Source organism: Streptomyces doebereineriae (assembly GCF_031845645.1).
In the GTDB taxonomy this organism is placed as follows: Bacteria; Actinomycetota; Actinomycetes; order Streptomycetales; family Streptomycetaceae; genus Streptomyces; species Streptomyces canus.
Genome location: NZ_JAVREZ010000016.1, coordinates 34,322 through 57,530, shown reverse-complemented (window position 1 = coordinate 57,530; position 23,209 = coordinate 34,322). Strand labels below are relative to the sequence as shown.

Annotated in this window: 21 protein-coding genes and 1 pseudogene; 8 read left to right on the top strand and 14 right to left on the bottom strand. The window is 70.3% G+C overall.

From position 1 onward, the window contains the following. Positions 1–192: 192 nt before the first annotated feature. The 4 genes from RNB18_RS36140 to RNB18_RS36125 all read left to right on the top strand — a co-directional run bounded on the left by RNB18_RS36140 (position 193) and on the right by RNB18_RS36125 (position 4,564). On the top strand, positions 193–1,203 hold the full coding sequence (locus tag RNB18_RS36140; RefSeq protein WP_311718303.1) for a polyprenyl synthetase family protein: 1,011 nt from the start codon (positions 193–195) through the stop codon (positions 1,201–1,203). A 239-nt stretch (positions 1,204–1,442) separates the two neighbouring features. Then, complete coding sequence (locus RNB18_RS36135; protein ID WP_311718301.1) at positions 1,443–2,678, top strand: LolA family protein; 1,236 nt, start codon at positions 1,443–1,445, stop codon at positions 2,676–2,678. Positions 2,679–2,706: 28 nt separating this feature from the next. Continuing rightward, positions 2,707–3,693 carry an ABC transporter ATP-binding protein gene (locus RNB18_RS36130; RefSeq protein ID WP_311718300.1) on the top strand — a complete coding sequence of 329 codons (987 nt, stop codon included), beginning with the start codon at positions 2,707–2,709 and terminating at the stop codon, positions 3,691–3,693. Then, positions 3,680–4,564 (top strand): ABC transporter permease, encoded by an 885-nt coding sequence (locus tag RNB18_RS36125; protein ID WP_311718299.1) that lies wholly within the window; start codon positions 3,680–3,682, stop codon positions 4,562–4,564. The genes RNB18_RS36130 and RNB18_RS36125 overlap by 14 nt, the downstream gene beginning before the upstream one ends. Here the strand turns inward: RNB18_RS36125 and RNB18_RS36120 are convergent. The 3 genes from RNB18_RS36120 to RNB18_RS36110 form a co-directional block, all read right to left on the bottom strand. Beyond that, on the bottom strand, positions 4,554–5,144 hold the full coding sequence (locus tag RNB18_RS36120; RefSeq protein WP_311718298.1) for a flavodoxin family protein: 591 nt from the start codon (positions 5,142–5,144) through the stop codon (positions 4,554–4,556). The two genes, RNB18_RS36125 and RNB18_RS36120, sit on opposite strands and share 11 nt — an antisense overlap. A gap of 94 nt (positions 5,145–5,238) precedes the next feature. Further along, positions 5,239–6,414, bottom strand: coding sequence for an amidase (locus RNB18_RS36115; protein ID WP_311718297.1), 1,176 nt, complete (start codon positions 6,412–6,414; stop codon positions 5,239–5,241). After that, the gene (locus tag RNB18_RS36110; RefSeq protein ID WP_311718296.1) at positions 6,411–6,902 is read right to left on the bottom strand and encodes a DUF6668 family protein; all 492 of its coding nucleotides are present in this window, start codon (positions 6,900–6,902) and stop codon (positions 6,411–6,413) included. The genes RNB18_RS36115 and RNB18_RS36110 overlap by 4 nt, the downstream gene beginning before the upstream one ends. Positions 6,903–7,031: 129 nt before the next feature. Between RNB18_RS36110 and RNB18_RS36105 the strand changes: the two genes are divergently transcribed. Beyond that, positions 7,032–8,474 (top strand): hypothetical protein, encoded by a 1,443-nt coding sequence (locus tag RNB18_RS36105; protein ID WP_311718295.1) that lies wholly within the window; start codon positions 7,032–7,034, stop codon positions 8,472–8,474. A gap of 14 nt (positions 8,475–8,488) precedes the next feature. Here the strand turns inward: RNB18_RS36105 and RNB18_RS36100 are convergent, their stop codons facing one another. The 3 genes from RNB18_RS36100 to RNB18_RS36090 form a co-directional block, all read right to left on the bottom strand. Further along, positions 8,489–9,439, bottom strand: a complete 951-nt coding sequence (locus tag RNB18_RS36100; protein WP_311718294.1) for a M28 family metallopeptidase — start codon at positions 9,437–9,439, stop codon at positions 8,489–8,491. Positions 9,440–9,590: 151 nt separating this feature from the next. Beyond that, positions 9,591–10,058 (bottom strand): VOC family protein, encoded by a 468-nt coding sequence (locus tag RNB18_RS36095; RefSeq protein WP_311718293.1) that lies wholly within the window; start codon positions 10,056–10,058, stop codon positions 9,591–9,593. A gap of 38 nt (positions 10,059–10,096) precedes the next feature. Beyond that, entirely contained in the window at positions 10,097–10,528 is a 432-nt protein-coding gene (locus RNB18_RS36090; RefSeq protein WP_266515022.1) for a winged helix-turn-helix transcriptional regulator, read from the bottom strand. Between the two features lie 89 nt (positions 10,529–10,617). Here RNB18_RS36090 and RNB18_RS36085 point away from each other — a divergent pair, with 89 nt between their 5' ends. Next, a complete protein-coding gene (locus RNB18_RS36085; protein WP_311718292.1) occupies positions 10,618–12,078 on the top strand; it encodes an MFS transporter in 1,461 nt (486 codons plus the stop codon). A 56-nt stretch (positions 12,079–12,134) separates the two neighbouring features. Here RNB18_RS36085 and rarD read toward each other — a convergent pair. Both rarD and RNB18_RS36075 read right to left on the bottom strand, forming a co-directional pair. After that, positions 12,135–12,800 (bottom strand): annotated as a pseudogene (rarD, locus tag RNB18_RS36080) (EamA family transporter RarD); the annotation flags it as partial. 184 nt (positions 12,801–12,984) lie between these two features. Continuing rightward, positions 12,985–13,839, bottom strand: a complete 855-nt coding sequence (locus tag RNB18_RS36075; protein WP_311718291.1) for an SDR family oxidoreductase — start codon at positions 13,837–13,839, stop codon at positions 12,985–12,987. Positions 13,840–13,930: 91 nt separating this feature from the next. On the opposite strand from RNB18_RS36075, the gene RNB18_RS36070 reads away from it, so the two are divergent. Then, positions 13,931–14,341 carry a winged helix-turn-helix transcriptional regulator gene (locus RNB18_RS36070; protein ID WP_311718290.1) on the top strand — a complete coding sequence of 137 codons (411 nt, stop codon included), beginning with the start codon at positions 13,931–13,933 and terminating at the stop codon, positions 14,339–14,341. A 229-nt stretch (positions 14,342–14,570) separates the two neighbouring features. Then, positions 14,571–15,140 (top strand): DUF6082 family protein, encoded by a 570-nt coding sequence (locus RNB18_RS36065; protein WP_311718289.1) that lies wholly within the window; start codon positions 14,571–14,573, stop codon positions 15,138–15,140. Positions 15,141–15,161: 21 nt separating this feature from the next. On the opposite strand, the gene RNB18_RS36060 is transcribed toward RNB18_RS36065, so the two are convergent. The 6 genes from RNB18_RS36060 to RNB18_RS36035 all read right to left on the bottom strand — a co-directional run bounded on the left by RNB18_RS36060 (position 15,162) and on the right by RNB18_RS36035 (position 23,125). Continuing rightward, complete coding sequence (locus tag RNB18_RS36060) at positions 15,162–15,419, bottom strand: hypothetical protein (protein ID WP_311718478.1); 258 nt, start codon at positions 15,417–15,419, stop codon at positions 15,162–15,164. A 208-nt stretch (positions 15,420–15,627) separates the two neighbouring features. Beyond that, positions 15,628–16,707 (bottom strand): 2-oxoacid:ferredoxin oxidoreductase subunit beta, encoded by a 1,080-nt coding sequence (locus RNB18_RS36055; RefSeq protein ID WP_311718288.1) that lies wholly within the window; start codon positions 16,705–16,707, stop codon positions 15,628–15,630. Further along, on the bottom strand, positions 16,700–18,628 hold the full coding sequence (locus RNB18_RS36050; RefSeq protein ID WP_311718287.1) for a 2-oxoacid:acceptor oxidoreductase subunit alpha: 1,929 nt from the start codon (positions 18,626–18,628) through the stop codon (positions 16,700–16,702). Before RNB18_RS36050 ends, RNB18_RS36055 begins: the two co-directional genes overlap by 8 nt. 275 nt (positions 18,629–18,903) lie before the next feature. Next, positions 18,904–19,563, bottom strand: coding sequence for a response regulator transcription factor (locus tag RNB18_RS36045; protein ID WP_280863833.1), 660 nt, complete (start codon positions 19,561–19,563; stop codon positions 18,904–18,906). 882 nt (positions 19,564–20,445) lie between these two features. Next, entirely contained in the window at positions 20,446–21,789 is a 1,344-nt protein-coding gene (locus RNB18_RS36040; RefSeq protein WP_311718286.1) for a sensor histidine kinase, read from the bottom strand. Between the two features lie 112 nt (positions 21,790–21,901). Further along, the gene (locus RNB18_RS36035; RefSeq protein WP_311718285.1) at positions 21,902–23,125 is read right to left on the bottom strand and encodes a sensor histidine kinase; all 1,224 of its coding nucleotides are present in this window, start codon (positions 23,123–23,125) and stop codon (positions 21,902–21,904) included. Between the last annotated feature and the right edge of the window lie 84 nt (positions 23,126–23,209).

Sequence of the window (23,209 nt, the reverse complement as noted above, 5' to 3'; positions counted from 1 at the left end):
CAAGTCGATAGATATCCGTTCTTTTCAGGTGATCAAAAACATACCGGTCGTGATCCGATACCGCCTGGCATGGACGGGGCGGGCGCTATCGGTGATCCAAAGGTGACCGGATACGCTGACTTGAGTGATGGCAGCGACCTATCGACATTCCGTATAACCGCCAGTGGGACACCAGCAGACAGGAGACCCCTCGTGACCGTCGTCGGGCCGTTCGGGCTGAGCGTGCGGGACCAGGCTCTGGAAGCCGATGTCCAGGCCGGAATGGCGGCTGTCGAGGAGGGATTGCTCGAAGCCACCAAGAGCGAGGTTCCCTTCATCACCGAGGCCGCCCAGCATCTGGTGCGCGCGGGTGGAAAGCGCTTCCGTCCGCTCCTCGTGATGCTCGCTGCCCAGTTCGGGGACCCCTATACGCCGGGCGTGGTGCCGTCGGCCGTGGTGGTGGAGCTGACCCACCTCGCGACGCTGTACCACGACGACGTCATGGACGAGGCCGAGGTCCGACGGGGCGTCGACAGCGCCAACACCCGCTGGGGCAACTCGGTGGCCGTGCTGACCGGCGACTTCCTGTTCGCCCGCGCCTCGCACATCCTGGCCGACCTCGGGCCCGAGGCGGTCCGGGTGCAGTCGGAGGCGTTCGAGCGCCTGGTCACCGGCCAGATCCTGGAGACGGCCGGGCCGCAGGACGGCCGGGACCCGGTCGAGCACTACCTCGACGTGCTCGGCGGCAAGACGGGCTCGCTGGTCGCGGTCTCGTGCCGCTTCGGGGCGATGATGTCCGGTGCCGACGAGACGGTCGTGGACGTCCTCACCCAGTACGGCGAGCGTCTCGGCGTCGCGTTCCAGCTCGCCGACGACGTCCTGGACATCGCCTCCGACTCCCACGAGTCCGGCAAGACTCCGGGCACGGACCTGCGCGAGGGCATCCCCACGATGCCGGTACTGCGGCTGCGTGAGCGGGCCGCCCGCCTCGGTCTGGCCGAGGACATCGCCCTGTGCGAGCTGCTCGACTCCGACCTCACCGACGACGCCCGGCACGCGGAGGCGCTGGCCGCCCTGCGTACGCACCCCGCGCTGGAGCAGGCCCGCAAGGACACCGTGCGCTACGCCGAGGACGCGCGCGCGGCGCTGGCCCCGCTGCGGGAGTGCGATGCGAAGGCGGCGCTGATGGAGCTGTGCGACGCGGTGGTGCATCGCGCGGGCTAGGGCCTGCTGACCTTCCGGCAGAGCGACGCCCCCTACGGGTAGTAGGGGGCGTCCGCATGTCGTGTCATACCCCAGGTGTACACGGAGTTGGCCCCGAGGGCTGACGCATGCTCATGGCCGATTTGGTCAGATGGACATCACAGAAAACACCACTCCTCACCGATTCGGGTGAGAATGGCGGCTACAGGGTGGACGCACGGGAGTTGACAGCCGCCGCCGACGACGGAGGTAAGGCACACATGGCACCGTACGAATCCGACGACAACGCGACCGCCGCGGAAGCCGAAGAGCTGCGCTCCGCGCGCCGCCGCAAGGCCGCGCGATACGTCGTGCCGGCCACGGTGGTGGGCATCGCCGCGGCGACCATCGGGCTCGTCCCGGCGCTCGCCGACTCCGGCGACCCCGACCTGCCGAAGATCAGCGCACAGGAACTCATCGAGAAGATCGCCGCATCGGACGTACAGCAGCTGTCCGGCACGGTGAAGATCACCACGGATCTGGGGCTGCCGGACCTCGGCGGCCTGGAGAGCTCGCTCGGCTCCGCCGCCGGGCCCTCCGGCTCGGGCGACGGCTCGTCCGCCGACCCCTCCACCAAGCTCACCGAGCTCGCCTCCGGCACGCACACGCTGCGCGTCGCGGCGGACGGCGAGGACCGGCAGAAGGTCTCGCTGCTGGAGAACGCGGCCGAGTACAGCCTCATCCACAACGGCAAGGACGTCTGGGGCTACGACAGCAAGTCCAACTCGGTCTTCCACACCACGGCCTCCGAGAGCGACGGGAAGCAGAAGGAAGAGCTCCCGGCCACGCCCAAGGACCTCGCCGAGGAGGCTCTCAAGGCCGCCGACAAGACCACGTCGGTGACGGTGGACGGCACCGCGCAGGTCGCGGGGCGGGACGCCTACCGGCTCGTCATCAAGCCCAAGGACGAAGGGTCGACGGTCGGCCAGATCACCGTGGCCGTGGACTCGAAGACCGGGCTGCCGCTGAAGTTCACGCTGACGCCGGCGAGCGGCGGTTCCGCCGTCGTGGACGCGGGCTTCACCCAGGTCAGCTTCGCCAAGCCGGCCGCCTCGACCTTCGACTTCACCCCGCCGAAGGGTGCGAAGGTCGAGGAGGGGGACGCAGCGAAGGCGCCCGAGCGCTCCGAGCGTTCCGAGCACCCCGGGGACTTCGGCAAGGGTTCGGCCGACGAGCTCGGCAAGGGCGGCCCCGAGGGCCTGAATGTCATCGGGGACGGCTGGGACTCCATCGCCACCTTCGACACCGGCGGCCAGGGCGTCCCGTCCGGCTCCGAGGTCGGCGGTGACGTCGGCGGCTTCCTGGACTCGCTCGGCGACAAGGTCTCCGGCAAGTTCGGCGAGGGCACCGTCTTCAAGACCCGCCTGATCAACGCCCTGATCACGGACGACGGCAAGGTCTACGTCGGCGCGGTCACCAAGGACGCGCTGGTGAAGGCGGCCGACGCGGCGAAGTAGGACTCGGCACGACGAATCGAGGGAGCCGATGGATCAGCCGTCCGTCACGGAGCCGGATCCGGAGGGGGCGGGCGAGGGCGCGGGCGACGGCGTCATCCACACCCACGCCCTCACCAAGCGCTACCGCGGCGGACAGCTCGCCGTGGACGGTCTCGACCTGACCGTCCCGGCGGGCAGCGTCTTCGGCTTCCTCGGCCCGAACGGCTCCGGCAAGACCACCACCATCCGCATGCTGATGGGCCTCATCGCACCGACCTCCGGCTCGGCGCGCGTCCTGGGCCACCCCATGCCGCGCGCCTCCCGGAGCGTCCTCCCGCACGTCGGCGCGCTCATCGAGGGCCCGGCCCTCTACGGCTTCCTCTCCGGCCGCGACAACCTCATCCGCTACGACGCCGCGGACCCCACCGCCGACCCCCGCACCCGGGGCACCCGCGTGGGAGCGGCCCTGGACCGGGTGGGCCTGACGGCCGCCGCCGGCAAGAAGGCGAAGGCGTACTCACTGGGCATGAAACAGCGCCTCGGCCTGGCGGCGGCCCTGCTCCAGCCCCGCAGACTCCTGGTCCTGGACGAACCGACCAACGGCCTGGACCCGCAGGGCATGCGCGAGATCCGTTCCCTGGTGAGGGAGCTGGCCTCGGACGGCACCACCGTCTTCCTCTCCTCCCACCTCCTCGACGAGATCGAGCAGGTCTGCACCCACGCGGCCGTGATGGCCCAGGGCCGCCTGATCACCCAGGGTTCGGTGAGTGACCTGGCGGCGGGGGCGAGGGGCAGGCTGGTGGTCACGACACCGGACACGGCGGACGCGGCGCGGGTGCTGAAGGAGCAGGGGGTCGGTGATGTGGTCATCGCCGAGGACCGGGTGACGTCCGACCCTCCGGAAGGCGAACCGGCCGCCATCAACGCCGCGTTGGTGACGGCCGGGGTGCGGGTACGGGGCTTCGGTGTCGAACGAGCTTCACTGGAGGACGCCTTCGTGGCACTGACGGGGGAGGGCTTCGATGTCGCAGGCTGAGGTAAGGGCTTTTGGTCCACAACCGGCCCGCGGCCGCCGTACGACCTTCCGAGCCACCCTCTTCCGCAACGAACTGCTCACCACCTTCCGCCGCTGGCGAACCCTCGCCCTCCTCGCCGTACTCGCGGCGGTCCCGATCCTGGTGGGCATCGCGGTGAAGATCGAAACCGGTGACGGCGGCTCGGCCGACGGTGGTGGCGGACCCGCCTTCATCTCGCAGATCACGAACAACGGCCTCTTCCTGGTCTTCACCGCCCTCGCCGCGACCCTCCCCTTCTTCCTCCCGATGTCCATCGGCGTCATCGCGGGGGACGCGATCGCGGGCGAGGCCAACGCCGGCACCCTGCGCTATCTCCTGGTCGCCCCGGCGGGCCGCACCCGTCTGCTCCTCACCAAGTACACGACGGTGATGGCCTTCTGCCTGGTCGCCACCCTCGTGGTCGCGCTCTCGGCGCTGGCGGTAGGGGCCCTCCTCTTCCCGCTCGGCGACCTGACGACGATCTCCGGCACCCGGATCACCTTCGCGGAGGGCCTGGGAAGAGCCCTGCTGATCGCCCTGGTGGTGGCCGCCTCACTGACCGGGGTGGCGGCCCTGGGCCTGTTCGTCTCGACGCTCACCAACAGCGGCATCGCAGCGATGGCCACCACGGTCGGCCTGCTGATCACGGTCCAGATCCTCGACCAGATCCCCCAGCTGCACGCTCTGCAGCCGTACTTCTTCTCCCATTACTGGCTGTCCTTCGCCGACCTCATGCGCGAACCGGTCTACTGGGACGACCTGGTGAAGAACCTCGGCCTCCAGGCCCTGTACGCGGCGGTGTTCGGCTCGGCGGCGTGGGCGAGGTTCATGGCGAAGGACATCACGGCGTGAGCTGCTCATAGGGGAACCGCGCGAGCGGCGCCTCCTGCTCGAAGAACGTCTTCGCGTGGCCGAGGGCATCGGTGTCCCTCAGCACGTCACCCGGCTTGCTGCCGTTGCCGAGCAGCACCCCGCCGAAGCGCATGCCCATGTACGCGGCCGAGTTGTTGAGGGTGCCGACCAGCGGGTCGGCGACCTCGACCTCCTCGTGGGCCAGCGCGGTGACCCCCCACAGCGTGCGCCCCGCCATGGTCGCCTTGAACTCGACGCCCGGTGTGCGCAGCCAGCCGGCCCAGTGGTCCAGGTAGCGCTTGACCTGGGCGGAGACCGAGTACCAGTACAGGGGTGAAGCGATCACGATGTCCGTCGCCGCGAGCGTCGCATCGAACAGCATCGCCGTGTTGCCGATCGTCGGACGCACGTGGTCGGTGTCGTGGCGGAGGTCCTCGTAGTCGGGCAACGGATGCTCCGTGAGGTCGATCCACTGCTGTTCGACATCGGGGGGCAGTTGCTCGGCGGCCCGGCGGGCCAGCAGTTCGGTGTTGCCGTCGCTGCGGCTGCTGCCGAGCACGAACAGGAAACGGCGTGTCATGGAGATCCCTCGGGTGATCGACGGTGATCGGCGTACGGTAAATACTCGCACATGCATTATATGCGTGCGCAATTACCTGTCCAGGGGGCGAGCCTCAGAGGTACGCCTGTGCCGCCCGCGCCACCTCCAGCAGCAGCGCTTCGCCGCCGTGCCGGGCCACGAGCTGGAGTCCGACCGGGCACCCGTCGGGGCCGAGGCCGGCCGGGAGGCTGAGCGCCGGGTGCCCGCTGAGGTTGAACGCCCAGGTGAGGGCGGTGGAGTAGCGCTCGCCCGGGCCTTCGTGGCCATGTGGCGGATGGGGAGTCGTGGGCGTCAGCAGCAGGTCGGTGTGGTCGAAGAGGTCCCGGAGGCGATGGTCGTTGGCGGCCCGGATCCGGTCGGCGTCCCGCAGGTCGGAGCCGGGGGTGCGCAGGGCGAGCCAGGCGGGGGCGGGGTCGTGCAGGCGGAGGGGGGTACGGGGCCGGGCCGGTCGTACGACACCGGCGTCGGCCACCCGCCCGGCCGCCGCGCGGGTGATCCGGACGATGTCGGGGTCGGGGTCGGCGAAGCCGAGATCGGGGGACCAGACGGCGGTGAAGGGACGGGTGACGGTGGGTTCGGTGCGGTCCCCGTCCCCTTCACCGTCCATCTCCCCGTCACTTTCTCCGGAGATCGCGTGCCAGTAGGCGGCCGCGTCGGCGGCGTGGCGGGCGAGGATGCCGGGGGCGGTGAGGTCGGTGCCCCCGTGGCCGGAGTTCGTGGTCTTCAGGCCGATCACCCCGCACCACGCCGCCGGGATCCGTACCGACCCCGCCCCGTCGCTCCCCGTCGCCATCGGGACGAGTCCCGCGGCCACCGCGGCAGCGGAACCCGCGGAGGAGCCGCCCGGGGTGCGGTCGGTGCGCCAGGGATTGACGGTACGGCCGTGGGCGCCGAGTCCCCAGGTCTGCCAGGGAGTCCCGGGACCGGGCACGGAGGTCGCGCCGACGGGCGCGCAGCCGGCCGCGAGGAGCGGTGCCGCGCCGCGCAGCCCGTGCCGCCCCTTCACCCCGAGCGGCACCCCCGCGAGCGGCGGCCGCTCACCCGCGTCGACACGGCGGTCGACCTCGCGTGCCCGCCGCAGCCCCTCCTCCTCCCACACCTCGGCGAACGCGCACAGCTCCGGATCCACCCGCCGGATCCGCTCCAGGGCGGAGGCGACGACGTCGACGGCCCGCAGCGAGCGCGCACGTACCGCGGAAGCGATGTCCCGGGCGGAGAGGGAAGCCAGGTCGGAGTTCTCAACCGTCATGGGGCGGCGGCCCGGGTGAGCCGGACCAGCGCCTCGGTTCCGCGGGGCGGGGTGGCGCTCAGGTCACCGAGGCGCCACGCGGGGACCCAGGGCACGCGGTACACGTCCACCGTGGACTCGATCTCCTTGACCTGCCGGGCGAGCGGGCGCGGGAGCCGGCCCGGGGCGTCCGCGACGAGGACGACGGCGTCGAGGTCGAGCCCGGGCGGGTGCTCCCCGCGCCGGAAGAGCTCCAGGCTGCGGCGGGCGGCGAGCAGGCCCGCGGCGTGCGTACGGGCGACGAGCAGGACGGAGCTCGGAGCACCGGGGCCCGGCCAGTCACATCCGCTGTCGTGGCCGCCGTAGACGGCGGCCAGGGTGGAGACGCCGGCGCCGCCATGGGTGCCGACCCACGCGAACCGCCTCCCGTGCGGGGCCACCGGCCCGCGGATCCAGATCTCCGGCCCCTGCTGCACACTCTCCACCTCTCGCCGCACGTCGGTCCGCATGCCCGCGCCCCGACCCCGTCATCCCACTCGCCCTCCACCCCCTGGGACAGGCCTGTGACATCACGGTGACGTGAGAACCGGGGGCGAGCGGCGAGACTCGACAGTACGTGCACGACCGTGAGGGATGAGATGTCTCGACTCAGCCGCGAAAAGAAGCGGGACCAGCAGCGGGGGGCGACCCCGATCGACGTCCGCGTCCCCCTGACGGGTGAGTCCGCGACGGTGGCCGGAACACCGGTCACCGCCCCGCCCGGCGAGGAACTCCACCAGACCGTCCTGACCCATCTCCACCAGCTCGCCCTCACCGGCGGCCGGCCCGTCCACGCCACGATCCACGACGCCCGCATCGGGTACGTGGTCCCGCTGGAAGTCACGACGGACGGCTCCAGCCGCTTCACCGCGGAGCCGGTACGGATGGCTCCGCAGGAGGAGCCGCCGTTCGGCGCGGGCGAGGAGCCCGCGGAGACGCCCTGGCCGTCCGCAGGCGCCGCCCCGCACGAGGAGCCCCCGCAGCTCCCGCGGTCACTCGACGAGGCCACGGGGGACCCGGCTCCCACGTTCCGGCTGCGGAACCTGCCCGAGCCGCAGCCGGCGGACGCCGAACCGTCCCCGACCCAGGTACTGCGACAGCTGCCGCACCCTCGGCGCAGCGACCCGGCTCCGGCTCAGCCCCCCGGGACGGTCGCACCCCCGAGGGGCGAGTTCGGCCCGCCCCCCGTCATGAACGCGAGCCCGGCCGCGCCCCCGGCCCCGCTGCCACTTACCGACCCCGCCTACGCACCCAGGCCCCTGCCGCACCCCGGCCCCGCTCAGACACCGGCCGCGCCGCCGTCGGACGCCGTCCCGACTCCTGTACCGCCACCCTCGGACGCCGTCCCCGCCCCCCACCCGCCAAGCGACTCGGCGCCCGCGATCGAGCCCAAGCCCCTGCCCTCGGCCGGTTTCGCCGCTGTGCCGCAGCCGCTCCCGTCGGCCTCGCCCGCCTCTCGTCCCGCCGCCCCGCTCATCGATCCCGTCCCCCTCCTGGACGACCCCGGTCCCAAGCCGACCCCCGTGCGAGGGTTCGACGCCGTGGCCGAGGCCGTGCTGGGGGAGGGGCTGGTGGTGGAGGACGGCGCCGTTCTCGCGGAACCCGTCGGGCGGATCAGTGAGGCGGTGCGGGAGGGGCGGACGGACGTTGCCGCCGAGTTGGCCGAACGGGTGGTCGGCGAGGCGTCCGAGACCTTGGGCGCCGAGCATCCCGATGTGCTGCGGGTGCGTGAACTCGCCGCCTACATCGCCTACTTGGGCGGCGAGCCGGTCCGCGCCGCGGAGATCTCCCTCGACCTGGCCGACATCCACCACCGCGCCGGAGACGCCGAGGCGGCCTACGGCAACGTACAGAGCGCGGCCACCGCCTGGAAGGCCGTACGGGATCCGCTGCGGGGCCTGGAACTCGGCCGCGACCTGCTCACCCTGTGGACGGACCTGGCCGCCGGAGAAGGCCCGGCGGCCGAGGACCCCGACAAGCTGGAGTCGGCCCGCGCCCGCATGCTCCGCCTCGCGGAACGTGCACGGAACGCGGACCAGTAGCCCGGGAAGGCCGATTACTGCGACAGCTCCCACACCGCGTACGCCACCGCGTCACTGTTGCGGTCCAGGGCCGTGTCGTTGATGTTGGCCGTGGTGTCGCACGACGAGTGGTAGCAGCGGTCGAAGGCCAGCCCCGAGGTACCGCCCCACTTGGCCGCCTGCGCCGCCGTCTTGACGTAGTCCGCCCCGCTGAACAGCCCGCCCACCGGCACGCCCGCGTTCTTGAAGGGCGCGTGGTCGGAGCGGCCGTCGCCCTCGGTCTCGATCTCGGTCGCCACGCCGAGGCCGGCGTAGTACGCCTTGAAGGTCTTCTCGATGGCCGGGTCGTCGTCGTAGACGAAGTACCCGGGGTTCGGCGAGCCGATCATGTCGAAGTTGAGGTACCCGCTGATCCGTGAACGGTTGGCGGTGGAGAGGCTGTTGACGTAGAAGCGGGAGCCGACCATGCCCAGCTCCTCCGCGCCCCACCAGGCGAATCTCAGATGCTTGGTGGGCTGGTAGCCGGCCCGGGACACGGCGAGCGCGGTCTCCAGTACGGCCGCCGAACCGGACCCGTTGTCGTTGATTCCCGCGCCCGCGGTCACGCTGTCGAGGTGCGAGCCGGACATGACGACCTGGTTGGTGTCGCCGCCCGGCCAGTCGGCGATCAGGTTGTAGCCGGTGCGGCCGGACGAGGTGAACTGCTGGATCGTCGTGGTGAATCCGGCGGCGTCCAGCTTGGCCTTCACATAGTCGAGCGAGGCCTTGTAACCGGCGCGGCCGTGCGCGCGGTTGCCGCCGTTCGCGGTGGCGATGGACTGCAGCTGGGTCAGATGCGCCTTCACGTTGGCCACCGGGATGTCCGGGGCCGCGGCCACCGCGGGCTGTCCCGCGGGGGCCGCGCCGGCTATGGATCCGCCGGCCAGGAGGGAGACGGTGGCGACGACGGCGGTGGCCGTGACGCGTCCGGGAACCGAGAGCTTCATGTGGGGGGCTCCGAATTCCGTGGGAATCCCTGAAGTCACAGGGATTCCACAGCGAATGGGTGCCTGGATGGTGAAGCTGAGGTTGACTCACCGTCAAGGGCGGAATCCGGTCACGCCCGTTCGCATAACGGACCCCATCGCTCGCACGGGCTCACTGCACGCAGAACTCGTTCCCCTCCGGATCCGCCATCACCACCCATTCGCCGCCCTGCTCCTTCACCTCCCGCAGCACGCTCGCCCCGAGCCCCGTCAGCCTCTCGACCTCGGCCGCCCGCTGCCCGTCGCCGGCGTGCACGTCGAGATGGAGCCGGTTCTTGACGGTCTTCGCCTCCGGCACCCGCTGGAACAGCAGCCGCCGGCCGAGCCCCGTGCCGCTGTCCTTGTCGTACGGATCGTCGGGATGCCGTACGGCGATCAGGTCCCGGAAGGCGAGGCGCGCGTGGTACTCGACGGTGGCCTCGCGCGGCAGCGCGCCGAGCTCCAGCAGCCGCTGGATGAGCGCGTCGTTGTCCTCGGCCACGTAGTGCAGAGCGGCAGCCCAGAAGTCGGCCTGGGCGTGCGGGTGGCCGGCGTCGACGACCAGTTTCCAGTGCAGGGGTGCGGGTGTGGTCTGCGTCATGGAGCCACTTATAGCCGCGAATCAGGTCCCGGACTGTCCTAAACGGCTTGCGCCGCTCGCCGGTCGTAGTCCTCCCGGGCCACCGCGATCTCCTCCTGGTGCGCCTCGGTCCAGGTCACCAGCGAGCGGATCGTCGCGTGCAGGGTGCCGCCGAGCGGGGTCAGCTCGTACTCCACCCGGGGCGGAACGACCGGATGGACCGTCCGCTTCACCAGCCCGTCCCGCTCCAGCGAGCGCAGCGTCACCGTCAGCATCCGCTGACTGACCCCGTCGATCTCCCGGCGCAGCTCGGTGAAGCGCAGCCGCCGGTTCTCCAGCAGGGCGATGACAAGAAGGGACCACTTGTCGGCGACCCGGTCGAGGATCTGCCGTACCTGGCAGTCCTCGCGGGTGTCCCATTGGAAGGGGTCGGCGTCGCCGTGGTCGGTACCCGCGCAGTTACTCGGTGACTTCGAAGTGCCTTCTTCCATGTCCGTCGATGCTGCCGGAGGCTGGGGGTGGTTACAAGAGGGAACTGACCCTCATTCGAGTAACTCCCCTCTACCTATGGAGTGTTGTCATGGGCGCACGCGCCTGGGCGCTGCTGCTCGTCCTGTGCGGAACGATCTTCCTGGAGGGCGCCGACATCGCGATGATGGCCGTGGCGATCCCGTCGATCCGGTCCGATCTGGGCCTCGCGACCGACACCGCGGCCTGGGTGATGAGCGCCTACGTGCTCGGCTACGCAGGCTTCACCCTCCTCGGCGGGCGCGCGGCCGACCTGCTCGGCCGCCGCCGGATGTTCCTGCTCTGGCTGGCGGTCTTCCTCGTCTTCTCGGGCCTCGGCGGCTTCGCGACCGAGGGCTGGATGCTGGTGGTCGCCCGCTTCGTCACCGGCGTCTCCTCCGCGTTCATGACCCCGGCCGCGCTGTCCCTGATCACCACCTCGTACGAGGAGGGCCCGCGGCGCAACAAGGCCCTGCTGGTCTTCGCCGGCACCGGAGCCGGCGGTTTCTCCCTCGGCCTGGTGATCGGCGGCCTGCTCACCGCGCTCGGCTGGCGCTGGGTGTTCTTCGCACCGGTGCTGATGGCCGGCGCCCTGCTCCTCGCGGCCTTCCGGCTGATCCCGCGCCGGCCCGTCCCGCCGCCGACCGGGCACGGCTTCGACCTGCTCGGCGCCCTGACCGCCGCGGGCGCCATGCTGCTGGCCGCCTACACCGTCGTACGCCTGGAACACGGCCTGGACGCGTGGCGGTCGACGACGGCGTCCGCTCTCGGGGCGCTGCTGCTCGGGGCCGCCTTCGTCGGCGTGGAGCGCCGGGCGGCGAACCCCCTGGTCCGGCTCGGGATCCTGCGCACGGGACCGGTCGTACGGGCGGACCTCGGGGCGCTGCTGTTCGTCGGGGCCTTCTTCGGCTTCCAGTTCGTGGTGACGCTCTATCTCCAGGAACTGCGCGGCTGGTCCTCGGTACAGACTGCGATCGCCCTGGTGATCATGGGCTGTGACGCGGTGCTCGCGCCCACGCTCACCCCGAGGCTGGTCGCTCGCTTCGGCAACGCACGTGTGATCGTCGGCGGCTTCCTGCTGGCGGTGCTCGCCTACGGCCTCTTCCTGCCGGTCGGCATGGACTGGCCCTACCTGGCGATGTTCCCGACGCTGATCATCGCGGGCACCGCCTTCGCGCTGGCGTACGGGCCGCTGACGATCGCGGCGACGGACGGGGTGGCCGAGTCCGAGCAGGGTCTGGCGGGCGGGCTGCTGCACACGGCGACGCAGTTCGGCTCGGCGATCGGGATCTCCGCGGTGACGGCGGTCTACGGCCTGGCGCTGGGCGAGGCCGGCGGCTCCGCACCCGAGGCCAGGCTCTCCGCCTTCCGTGCGGCGCTGACGGTGCCCGTGGCCATGGTGGTGCTGGGCCTCGTGATCTCCCTCCTGAGCGTCCGCGCGGTGCGCAGGGCGTCCCAGGTGAGCAGCGTCAACGCCAGCCAGACCAGCGCGAACCCGGCCCAGCGCTCGGGTGGCATGGCCTCGCCGAAGTAGAAGATGCCGAGCAGGAACTGGAAGACCGGGGCCAGGTACTGGAGCAGTCCCAGCGTGGACAGCGGCACGCGGATCGCCGCCGCGCCGAAGCAGACCAGGGGGAGCGCGGTGACGATGCCGGTCGAGGCGAGCAGCGCCGCGTGCCCCGGCCCCTCGGAGGCGAAGCTCAGGTCGCCGTGCGAGCTCAGCCACAGCAGATAGCCGAGCGCTGGCAGGAACTGGATCGCGGTCTCGGCGGCCAGCGACTCCACGCCGCCGAGGTTCACCTTCTTCTTGACCAGGCCGTAGGTGGCGAAGGAGAAGGCGAGGGTGAGGGAGATCCACGGGGGCCGGCCGTATCCGACGGTGAGGACGAGCACGGCGGCGGCGCCCACCCCGACCGCCGTCCACTGCACGGGCCGCAGCCGCTCCTTGAGCAGCAGCACCCCCATCGCGATGGTGACCAGCGGATTGATGAAGTACCCGAGCGAGGCCTCGACCACGTGGCCGCTGTTGACGGCCCAGATGTAGACGCCCCAGTTCACGGTGATGACGGCGGCGGCCACGGTGATCAGCGCCAGCCTGCGGGGCTGCCGCAGCAGCTCACCGGCCCAGGCCCAGCGCCGTACGAAGACCAGCGCGACGGCGACGAAGACGAGCGACCACACCATCCGGTGGGCGAGGATCTCCGCGGCCCCGGCGGGCTTGAGCAGCGGCCAGAAGAGGGGGACGAGGCCCCACATCCCATACGCGGCGAAGCCGTTCAGCAGACCTATGTGCCGCTCGCCCCTCGACTTCACGGACTCTCCTCCTCGCACCGTCCTCGCCTGCAAGAAGGTAACGCCGAGCACCCCCGGCTGTCATGCCCGTATCGCTATACGGTCATGACAGCCGGGGGTGCTGGTCCCAGTGGCCTGCTGGGGAGTGTCAGCCCTTGAGCGCGACCGCGATCGACTCGGCGATCGGGGTGGCCGGGCGGCCGGTCAGCCGGGACAGGTCACCGGAGGTGACGACCAGCTCGCCCTTCTCGATGGAGGCGTCGACACCGGCGAGGATCGCGGCGAGCGGCGCCGGCAGTCCGACGCCCGTCAGGATCCCGGCGTAGGCCTCGGCGGAGACCGCGTTGTAGGCGATCTCCTTGCCGGTCTGCTTGCTGAGCTCGGCCGCGTACTCGGCGAAGCCCCAGGGCTCGTCGCCGCCCAGCTCGTACGTCGTGTTCTCGTGCCCCTCGCCGGTCAGCACGGCCACGGCGGCGGCCGCGTAGTCGGCGCGCGAGGCGGAGGAGACGCGACCGTCACCGGCGGCCTGCACCACGGCGCCGTGCTCCAGGGCGGGGGCGAGGTTCTCGGTGTAGTTCTCGTTGTACCAGCCGTTGCGCAGCAGCGAGTAGGTCACGCCGGAGGCGAGGAGGGCCTCCTCGGTGGCGCGGTGGTCGTCCGCGAGCGCGGCCGTGAGGCTGCCCGGGGCGCTGGTGTACGCGAGGAGCGCCACGTTCGCGGCCTTGGCGGCGTCGATGACCACCTGGTGCTGGGCGGGGCGGCCCTTGTCGAACTCGTTGCCGGAGATCAGCAGCACCTTGTCGCCGGCCGCGAAGACCTTGCCGAAGGTCTCGGGGCTGTTGTAGTCGGCGACCGCTATCTTCACGCCCTTGGCGGCGAAGCCGGCGGCCTTCTCCGGGGTGCGGACGACGGCGGTGATCTGCTCGGCCGGGACCTTCTCGAGCAGCTGCTCGACGACGTGGCGGCCGAGGTGTCCGGTGGCTCCGGTGACGACGATGCTCATGATGTGCGATCTCCTTGTGGGGTGCGGTGGCACTAACCATAGGTGAAGCGCTAACTCAAAGAAAGTACCCACTTTGAAGTAAGGTACTGGCATGGCAGTAAGTACTGAGGTGAACGCCCCCGAGGTGTCGGGCGAAGCGATGTGCCCGCACCGCCTCGTCCTGGAACACGTGACGAGCCGGTGGGGTGTCCTGGTCCTGATCCAGCTTCTCGACCGCCCGCACCGCTTCAGCGAACTCCGCCGGGCGATCGGCGGCTTCGGCCGTGACGTCAGCGAGAAGATGCTGACGCAGACCCTCCAGACCCTGGAACGGGACGGCCTGGTCCACCGGGACGCCAAGCCGGTGATCCCACCGAGGGTCGACTATTCGCTGACCGACCTCGGCCGCGAGGCGGCGGAACAGGTGCGCGGGCTGGCGGAGTGGACCGCGAAGAGGATGGCTGCGGTGCAGGAGGCGCGGGAGGTGTACGACGCGCGGAAGAGGGGCTCTGAGCAGGGGTGATACGCCCGACTCGGGCCTGCTGAAGGCATGTACACGGCGCCAGGGGGCACACATGAATCAGGGCGTTGGTCGACATGCGAGGCCCGTCCACCCATGCGCCCCCTCTCCGCCTCCCGCGCCGACTTGAGTCGACGGGCACGCTGGATGCGGAGTGCCCACGCCCACCGTGCACCGACCCGCCATGCCACTTCTCGGCGCACGGACACCGGATCCAGGGGGATGCCTTGACATGGCCACACAGACTCCGGCCGTCCGCCACAGCAGGATCGGTTCTGCTGTCGCTTCGGGGCGCGACCTGATGCGAGCCTTCTTCACCCGGGGCTCGCGCCGCCGACGCCAGGAGGACATCCTGCTGGAGTTACTCGGCCAGCTCCGGCTGATGACGGAGGAGATCCATCGGGCGAATCTGATCCAGCAGTACCGGCTCACCCTGGAACAGATGGACCGCATGGTCGACGACCCGTCCATGGCCGAGGCCGCGAGCACGCTGTCGGGACTCTCCGAAGCCAGGCGCCGTCAGATGATCTTCGCCAACAGGCAGTACGGCAATCTCTTGCTGTCGCACCGCGTCGGGGCCTGCGACTGGGACGAACTGCTCGGCCATCTGCGTGTCCTGTGCCGCAACGCCCGCTTCGCCGAGTACTGGGATCGTACGGTCGAGCACCGCAGAAGCCTGCCCGGGGATTCATTGGAGGCGCAAGTCGGGGCCGCCGTCGACATCATGCTGGAGGAACTCGCCGAGGACCCTGACGAGTGGTGGATCGTGGGGCCGTCACCATCCAGCGAACCCATGTCGTGAAGGCCCGGTGGGCACAGCGCCTCAGGCGTCAGGGATGTCGCGCTTGGCTCGCATGATCGTCTCGCGATCGATCACCACGATCCGCTCGTGGTCGGCCCGGGTCATATGGGGGGGGATGAGACGGTCCAGGTCCGCGGTGGCTTCCGTTCCGATGACCGCGAAGCTACCGTCGCTCAATTCGAACACATCCGGACAGGTCTCCGCAGTCTGACTGCCCCGAGCCTTGGGGGGGTCTCCGATGCGGCGGACAACGCTGAGAGCGGGAAAGTTGCGGGGCACTCCGGAGCCTTCTCTAGGCCGGATGATGCTTCCGGCAACCAATGGTCGGGCCAAGTTCGCACAGGTTCCCACAAGATCACGAACACCGCTGCCCTTTTGCCGAAAGAGCACCTTGGTTTCGAGCGGATTAGCCCAGTTGTACGAAGCTCCCGTCGCGGTGGGGCCCACGCGTCAGCGCCTCCGGGCCCCACCGATCACGTACGGCAGCTCAGCCCACCACGGTCCAGGTGTCGCCCCCCGCCAGCAACGCCCCCAGATCCCCCTTGCCGTTCTGCTCGATCGCCGCATCGAGCTGGTCCGCCATCTGCGTGTCGTACACCGGCCGGTCCACCGACCGGAAGACCCCGATCGGTGTGTGGTGGAGCGTGTCCGGGTCGGCCAGGCGGGACAGGGCGAAGGCCGTCGTCGGGGAAGCGGAATGCGCGTCATGGACGAGGATCTGCGCCTCGTTCGACGGCGTCACCGTGACCACCTTCAGGTCACCCGTCGCCGCATCCCGCACCACGCCCTTGGACAGGTCGGCGCCGAAGCGGATCGGCTTCCCGTGTTCCAGGCGGATCACCGCCTCCTCGGCCTGTTGCTTGTCCTTGAGGGCCTCGAAGGCGCCGTCGTTGAAGATGTTGCAGTTCTGGTAGATCTCGATCAGCGCGGTACCCGGATGGGCGGCCGCCTCCCGCAGCACCTGCGTCAGGTGCTTGCGGTCCGAGTCCACCGTCCGCGCCACGAAGGACGCCTCGGCCCCGATGGCGAGGGACACGGGGTTGAAGGGGGCGTCCAGCGAGCCCATCGGTGTCGACTTCGTGATCTTGCCGACCTCGGAGGTGGGGGAGTACTGGCCCTTCGTCAGGCCGTAGATCCGGTTGTTGAAGAGCAGGATCTTCAGGTTCACGTTCCGGCGCAGGGCGTGGATGAGGTGGTTGCCGCCGATGGACAGCGCGTCTCCGTCGCCGGTGACCACCCACACCGACAGGTCGCGGCGCGAGGACGCCAGGCCCGTCGCGATCGCCGGCGCCCGTCCGTGGATCGAGTGCATGCCATAGGTGTTCATGTAGTACGGGAACCGCGACGAGCAGCCGATGCCGGAGACGAAGACGATGTTCTCCTTGGCCAGCCCGAGCTCCGGCATGAAGCCCTGGACGGCGGCGAGGATCGCGTAGTCACCGCAGCCGGGGCACCAGCGGACTTCCTGGTCGCTCTTGAAGTCCTTCATGCTCTGGCGGGCCTCGGCCTTGGGGACGAGCGTGAGTGCCTCGATCGTGCCCATGCCTTCCGTGGACGTCTCAGCCATCGATGGCCTCCTTGAGAGCCGTGGCGAGCTGTTCGGCCTTGAACGGCATGCCGTTGACCTGGTTGTAGCTGTGCGCGTCGACCAGGTACTTCGCCCGGATGAGCGTGGCGAGCTGTCCGAGGTTCATCTCCGGGATGACGACCCTGTCGTACGCCTTCAGCACCGCGCCCAGGTTGCGCGGGAAGGGGTTGAGGTGGCGCAGATGGGCCTGCGCGATCGACTCACCGGCCGTGCGCAGCCGGCGGACGGCGGCGGTGATCGGTCCGTACGTCGATCCCCAGCCCAGCACCAGCGTGCGCGCCTCGTGCGGATCGTCCACGTCCAGATCCGGTACGTCGATCCCGTCGATCTTGGCCTGGCGGATACGGACCATGAAGTCGTGGTTGGCCGGGGCGTAGGAGATGTTGCCCGACCCGTCCTCCTTCTCGATCCCGCCGATGCGGTGTTCGAGACCGGGTGTGCCGGGCACGGCCCAGGGGCGGGCGAGGGTCTGCGGATCGCGCTTGTAGGGCCAGAAGACCTCGGTGCCGTCGTCCAGGGTGTGGTTCGGGCCCTGTGCGAACTGCACGCTCAGATCCGGGAGTTCGTCCAGCTCGGGGATGCGCCAGGGCTCGGAGCCGTTGGCCAGGTAGCCGTCCGAGAGCAGCATCACCGGCGTGCGGTAGGTCAGCGCGATCCGGGCCGCCTCCACAGCGGCGTCGAAGCAGTCGGCCGGGGTGCAGGGGGCGACGATCGGCACCGGCGCCTCGCCGTTGCGCCCGAACATCGCCTGCAGCAGGTCCGCCTGCTCGGTCTTGGTCGGCAGCCCGGTGGACGGGCCGCCTCTCTGGATGTCGATGACGAGGAGCGGCAGTTCCAGGGAGACCGCGAGACCGATGGTCTCCGACTTCAGGGCCACGCCCGGCCCGGACGTCGTCGTCACCGCCAGTGAGCCGCCGAAGGCCGCACCCAGGGCCGCGCCGATGCCCGCGATCTCGTCCTCGGCCTGGAAGGTCCGTACCCCGAAGTTCTTGTGCTTGCTCAGCTCGTGCAGGATGTCCGAGGCCGGCGTGATCGGGTACGAGCCCAGGAACAACGGCAGGTCCGCCTGTCGAGACGCGGCGACCAGTCCGTAGGACAGCGCGAGGTTCCCGGAGATGTTGCGGTAGGTGCCGACCGGGAAGGCCTTCGTCGCCGGGGCGATCTCGTAGGAGACGGCGAAGTCCTCGGTGGTCTCGCCGAAGTTCCAGCCCGCCCGGAAGGCCGCCAGGTTCGCCTCGGCGATCTCCGGCTTCCTCGCGAACTTCGTCCGCAGGAACTTCTCCGTGCCCTCGGTGGGCCGGTGGTACATCCACGACAAGAGGCCGAGCGCGAACATGTTCTTGCTGCGCTCGGCCTCTTTGCGACTGAGGTCGAAATCCTTGAGGGCCTCGACGGTCAGCGTGGTCAGGGGGACCGGATGAAGGCTGTAACCGTCGAGCGATCCATCCTCCAGCGGCGAGGCCGCGTACCCCACTTTCTGCATCGCCCGTTTGGTGAACTCGTCCGTGTTGACGATGATCTCCGCACCGCGCGGCAGGTCGGCGATGTTGGCTTTGAGGGCGGCGGGGTTCATGGCCACCAGCACGTTGGGCGCGTCACCCGGCGTGAGGATGTCGTGGTCGGCGAAGTGCAGCTGGAAGGAAGAGACACCCGGCAGGGTTCCGGCAGGAGCCCGGATCTCGGCGGGGAAGTTGGGAAGCGTGGACAGGTCGTTGCCGAAGGACGCGGTCTCCGAGGTGAAACGGTCCCCGGTGAGCTGCATCCCGTCACCGGAATCGCCCGCGAAACGAATGATCACCCGGTCGAGGCGGCGGACGTCCTTCGCGCCGGCCTCTTTGCGCTGCTCTCCTACGACGGCTTCGTCGGCCTGCTCCGCTGCGCTGCTGACCTGACTGGTCACTGAACTGGACCTCCCTCGAGGCGGCTGTTCGGGAGCGGCCTTCCCGCAGGCCTTCCCAGGATCAACCCTACGACCGCAGGGGTCGCCTTCCCTCGGCCATTCGCATGACGGACATGCTTTTGAGACGGTACGACGCCCTGACTTGTCACGATTAACTCGCCCCCCGGCGCTTTCCTTGAAGACGCTCCCTCATCGTTCTTTGGTTCTCGGTCCCGGGTGGCCCCTCCGTCTCCCTGACTGGCCGCCACCGCGATATCTGACACGGTGTCAGGTCGTCAGGAGTTCAGGTAGGTCAGCACCGCCAGCACCCGCCGGTGGTCCCCGTCGCTCGGGGACAGCCCGAGCTTCAGGAAGATGTTGCTGACATGCTTCTCCACGGCCCCGTCGCTCACGACGAGCTGCCGCGCGATCGCCGAATTGGTGCGCCCCTCGGCCATGAGTCCCAGGACCTCCCGCTCGCGGGGCGTGAGATTGGCGAGCACGTCCTGCTTACGGCTGCGTCCCAGCAGCTGAGCGACCACCTCGGGGTCGAGGGCGGTACCTCCCTCGGCCACCCGCACCACCGCGTCCACGAACTCACGCACCTCCGCGACCCGGTCCTTGAGCAGGTATCCCACCCCGCGACTGGACCCGGCCAGCAACTCGGTGGCGTACCGCTCCTCCACGTACTGCGACAGTACGAGTACCCCGAGTCCGGGATGTGCCTTGCGCAGTTGTACGGCGGCTCGCACGCCCTCGTCCGTGTGTGTCGGAGGCATCCGCACATCGGCGACGACGACGTCGGGCAGCTCGCCCTGGGCGTCCAGCTCACCGATCGTCTTGATCAGCGCCTCTCCGTCGCCCACACCGGCCACGACGTCGTGCCCGCGGTCGGTCAGCAACCGGGTCAGGCCCTCCCTCAGCAGCACTGAATCCTCGGCGATGACCACCCGCACCCTGTCCTCCACGACTCTCGGCCCCCCAGCCCACTCCCAGTCCACCCGCTGGACAAGTCCAGCATTCCAGCATTCGGATCCGGGCGGGCGCGGGCAACGGGATTAGGCCCCAGGAATACGAACAAGGACCCGATAACACGGGGCCACACTCGAAATCCGGCCATCTTCGCCACGGGGGAGCCCGCCGGGGGCCGAGAGACGCCGGTGCCTTGGGGGAGGGTGGGCGTCGGGTTGTGCGGGGGGTCGGCGCCTTGCGGGGCGTCGGGTTGTGCGGGGGCGGGTTTCTTGCAGGGGGTCGGGTTGTGCAGGGGACCGGCGGCTCGCAGGGCGTCGAGTTTGTGGGGCAGGGTGCCGGGCTTTGCGGGGCCTGGTGTCCGGCAGGGCGTCGGATTGTGCGGGGTCGGGTGCTTTGCGGGGCGTCGGGTTGTGCGGGGGCGGGTGCCTTGCAGGGCGCCGGGTCCTTGCGGGCCAGTGCCGTCAAGATCACCCAGGGTCCGAGGCCGCAGGTCTCTCCGCCGGGTCCCATCCACCCGCGAGACGGCACACAGGGGGCCGGCCGCCAGAGCCTCGCACCTCCCAGCCCGCCATGCCTGCACCCTCGTACCCCCCCGGGGGTGCCCCCCAGCCCTCTGCGGAGACTTCCCCACGCCCCGGCTCTGGCTCCGCCGCGTACGCCCTGCGAGGGCTCCCCCTACGCCCTGCGGGGCTCCCCTGTGCCCGCCCGGAGCCGCACCTCTGAAATCACCGGAGCCCCGCCCGGGACCCGTTGCGGGGGCAGACCCGCGGAGCCCCCGGGGTCGAAGGGGCGGAAGCCCCTAAGGATGGGAATGGGTAAGGGCGGCGGGGGCGAACAACCCCCACCGCCCCCTCACGCCGTACCCGTCACACCCGCTCGCCCCGCCACGGCAACTCCGCCGTGACCCGAGTCGGCCCCCCGACCGGCGAATCCACCACCAGGATCCCGTCCACCGCGTCCAGCCGCTCCGCCAACCCCGCAAGCCCGGACCCGGAGGACACATCGGCCCCACCCACCCCGTTGTCCACGACCTGCAGCATCAACCGGTTCTCCACCCGCCACACATCCACCGCGGCGAGCGTCGCCCGAGAGTGCTTGCTGATGTTCTGCAACAGCTCCGACACCGTGAAGTACGCGATCCCCTCGATCGCCGGCGCAGGCCGGGCCGGCAGATCCACCTCCACCTGCACCGGCACCGTGCACCGAGAAGCCACCGCCGACAGCGCGGCGTCCAGCCCCCGGTCGGTCAGCACCGCCGGATGAATCCCCCGAGCCAGATCCCGCAGCTCCTGAAGCGCCGTCTTCACCTCACCGTGCGCCTCGTCCACCATCCGCGCCGCCGCGGCAGGATCCTCCGTGAGCTTCTCCTTCGCCAGCCCCAGATCCATGGCCAGCGCCACCAGCCGAGCCTGCGCACCGTCGTGCAGATCCCGCTCGATCCGACGCAGATCCGCGGACGCCGTATCCACCACGACCCCCCGGTCGGACTCCAGCTCCACCACCCGCGCCGACAGCCGGGTCGGCCCCAGCAGCCCGTGCACCATCACCCGGTCCACCATCGTCAGCGCCCGCACGATCCACGGCGTGGCCAGCGTGAACAGCAGTCCCACCAGCGCGGTCACACCGATCTCGAACGGGTTGTCCAGGTAGATGTGGTGGGTCTGGTCGCCGTAGAGCTGAAGCCCGTCCTGACCGACGTACGCCGGGAAGACCCAGAACCACAGCGGATACGTCAGCAGCGCCCAGCCGTACACCCAGAAGTTCACCGCGACGACGAACGAGAACGTCGCCCACGGCAGGTGCAGCACCGAGTACAGCAGCGTCCGCCACGACGTCCCGCTCTTGAGCACCGCCCCCACCCACGCCATGAACCCCGACTTCCGCATCCTGAGCGGCTCTGGATCCCCGACCTCCAGATCCAGCATCCCCCGTGCCCGCGCCCGTTCCAGCGCCCCGAGCCCACGGCAGCCGGCGAGCCCGGCCGCGAAGACCGGAATCCCCAGGAAGGTCACGAGCAGGCCCGCGCCGAGCGAGATCATCGTGACGGCGTACGTGAACATCACGATGCTGATCGGCAGGCTCAGCAGCACATAGCCGAACTCCCGCCAGGTCCGCCCCTCGAACGGCGCCCGCAGCCCGGCCGGCACCCGGTGCCGCCGTACCGTCTCGGGGAACCCGAGCCCACTGTCGTACCCGTAGTCCGTGGCCATCGACGTCGTCCTTCTTCTCTCGTCCCGCGCCTGTGGTGTCGTATCTCCACCCTGCTGGGCCGCAGCTCAACGGACCATGGAGTCCGTCGGCCTCTTGAAAGGGGGGTTTTCCCTACCCCTTCTCCAGGCCACGGTCCCGCCACGGCAGCTCCGCCGTGACGACCGTCGGCCCGCCCGGCGGCGAGTCGATGACGAACAGCCCGTCGACCGCGTCGAGGCGCTCCGCGAGCCCCCGCATACCGGTGCCGCCGTCGAGCCGGGCTCCGCCGCGGCCGTCGTCCCACACCTGGATGAGCAGCCGGTTCTCCGAGCGCCACACGTCGACCGACGCCGACCGGGCCCCGCTGTGCTTGCTGATGTTCTGGAGCAGCTCGGAGACGGTGAAGTAGGCGATCCCCTCGATCGCCTGGACCGGCCGCGCGTCGAGGTCGGCGGTCACCTTCACCGGGACCGTGCAGCGCGAGGCGACGCTCGACAGCGCCGCGTCGAGGCCTCGGTCGGTCAGTACGGCCGGATGGATGCCCCGCGCCAGATCCCGCAGCTCCTGAAGCGCCAGCTTCACCTCGCCGTGTGCCTCCTCGACCATCGCCTGCGCGTACTCGGGGTCCTCCAGGAGCTTCTCCTTCGCGAGGCCGAGACCCATGGCCAGGTTGACCAGCCGGGCCTGCGCACCGTCGTGCAGATCGCGCTCGATACGCCGTAGATCGGCCGCGGCCGTGTCGACCACGACCCCCCGGTCGGACTCCAGTTCGGCGATACGGCGTTCCAGCTCGTCCGAGGGCGACAGCAGACCGCGCACCATCGCCCGGTCCACGTTGGCGAGGCCCCGCGCGATGAACGGCAGGACCGGCCACAGCACGAACAACGAGGTCAGCGTGATGGTGAAGGTGAGCACCCCCCAGGGCAGCCGGATGAAGTCGTACAGCACCGTCCGCCAGCCCACGGGGTCCTTCACCCCCATCCACAGCTGGGCGAAGAAGCCGTTGCCGCCGTTCTTGGTGCGCCACGGCAGACGGCTCGGTTCGTCCACCCGCACTCCGAGCAGGGCCCGGGCCCGCGCCCGCTCCAGCTTGCCGAGCTGCCGCGCGCCCAGCAGACCCGCCGCGAGCAACGGGAATCCGATCACCGTGACGGTCAGCCAGAAACCGGTGAACAGCACCGTCACGACATAGGTGAAGCCGAGGATCGACACCGGAAGGTTCGCCAGGAGATGCGCGATCTCCTTCCAGGTGTGCGCGTCGTAGGCGAAACGGGCCGGCGGCGGCCGGCCGTCGTCGGTTCCGCCGTGTCTGCCGGTGGTCACGGCGCGGCTCGGGGACGAATGGCGTTCGGTCATATGGGCTAGCGTGCCGCCCCGGACCGCCGCGCGCCATGAGGCGGACCGCCGCGGCTTACGGGGGAAAACCCCACCCCGGCCTTT

What these genes read in the sequence shown, in the direction of transcription:
- RNB18_RS36120 (WP_311718298.1), bottom strand. Translation starts at nt 5,144, where the DNA reads ATGACACGCCGTTTCCTGTTCGTGCTCGGCAGCAGCCGCAGCGACGGC.
- RNB18_RS36125 (WP_311718299.1), top strand. Translation starts at nt 3,680, where the DNA reads ATGTCGCAGGCTGAGGTAAGGGCTTTTGGTCCACAACCGGCCCGCGGC.
- RNB18_RS36110 (WP_311718296.1), bottom strand. Translation starts at nt 6,902, where the DNA reads ATGCGGACCGACGTGCGGCGAGAGGTGGAGAGTGTGCAGCAGGGGCCG.
- RNB18_RS36130 (WP_311718300.1), top strand. Translation starts at nt 2,707, where the DNA reads ATGGATCAGCCGTCCGTCACGGAGCCGGATCCGGAGGGGGCGGGCGAG.
- RNB18_RS36090 (WP_266515022.1), bottom strand. Translation starts at nt 10,528, where the DNA reads ATGGAAGAAGGCACTTCGAAGTCACCGAGTAACTGCGCGGGTACCGAC.
- RNB18_RS36040 (WP_311718286.1), bottom strand. Translation starts at nt 21,789, where the DNA reads ATGGCCACGGACTACGGGTACGACAGTGGGCTCGGGTTCCCCGAGACG.
- RNB18_RS36055 (WP_311718288.1), bottom strand. Translation starts at nt 16,707, where the DNA reads ATGGCTGAGACGTCCACGGAAGGCATGGGCACGATCGAGGCACTCACG.
- RNB18_RS36095 (WP_311718293.1), bottom strand. Translation starts at nt 10,058, where the DNA reads ATGACGCAGACCACACCCGCACCCCTGCACTGGAAACTGGTCGTCGAC.
- RNB18_RS36075 (WP_311718291.1), bottom strand. Translation starts at nt 13,839, where the DNA reads ATGAGCATCGTCGTCACCGGAGCCACCGGACACCTCGGCCGCCACGTC.
- RNB18_RS36115 (WP_311718297.1), bottom strand. Translation starts at nt 6,414, where the DNA reads ATGACGGTTGAGAACTCCGACCTGGCTTCCCTCTCCGCCCGGGACATC.
- RNB18_RS36135 (WP_311718301.1), top strand. Translation starts at nt 1,443, where the DNA reads ATGGCACCGTACGAATCCGACGACAACGCGACCGCCGCGGAAGCCGAA.
- RNB18_RS36070 (WP_311718290.1), top strand. Translation starts at nt 13,931, where the DNA reads ATGGCAGTAAGTACTGAGGTGAACGCCCCCGAGGTGTCGGGCGAAGCG.
- RNB18_RS36085 (WP_311718292.1), top strand. Translation starts at nt 10,618, where the DNA reads ATGGGCGCACGCGCCTGGGCGCTGCTGCTCGTCCTGTGCGGAACGATC.
- RNB18_RS36100 (WP_311718294.1), bottom strand. Translation starts at nt 9,439, where the DNA reads ATGAAGCTCTCGGTTCCCGGACGCGTCACGGCCACCGCCGTCGTCGCC.
- RNB18_RS36105 (WP_311718295.1), top strand. Translation starts at nt 7,032, where the DNA reads ATGTCTCGACTCAGCCGCGAAAAGAAGCGGGACCAGCAGCGGGGGGCG.
- RNB18_RS36065 (WP_311718289.1), top strand. Translation starts at nt 14,571, where the DNA reads ATGGCCACACAGACTCCGGCCGTCCGCCACAGCAGGATCGGTTCTGCT.
- RNB18_RS36035 (WP_311718285.1), bottom strand. Translation starts at nt 23,125, where the DNA reads ATGACCGAACGCCATTCGTCCCCGAGCCGCGCCGTGACCACCGGCAGA.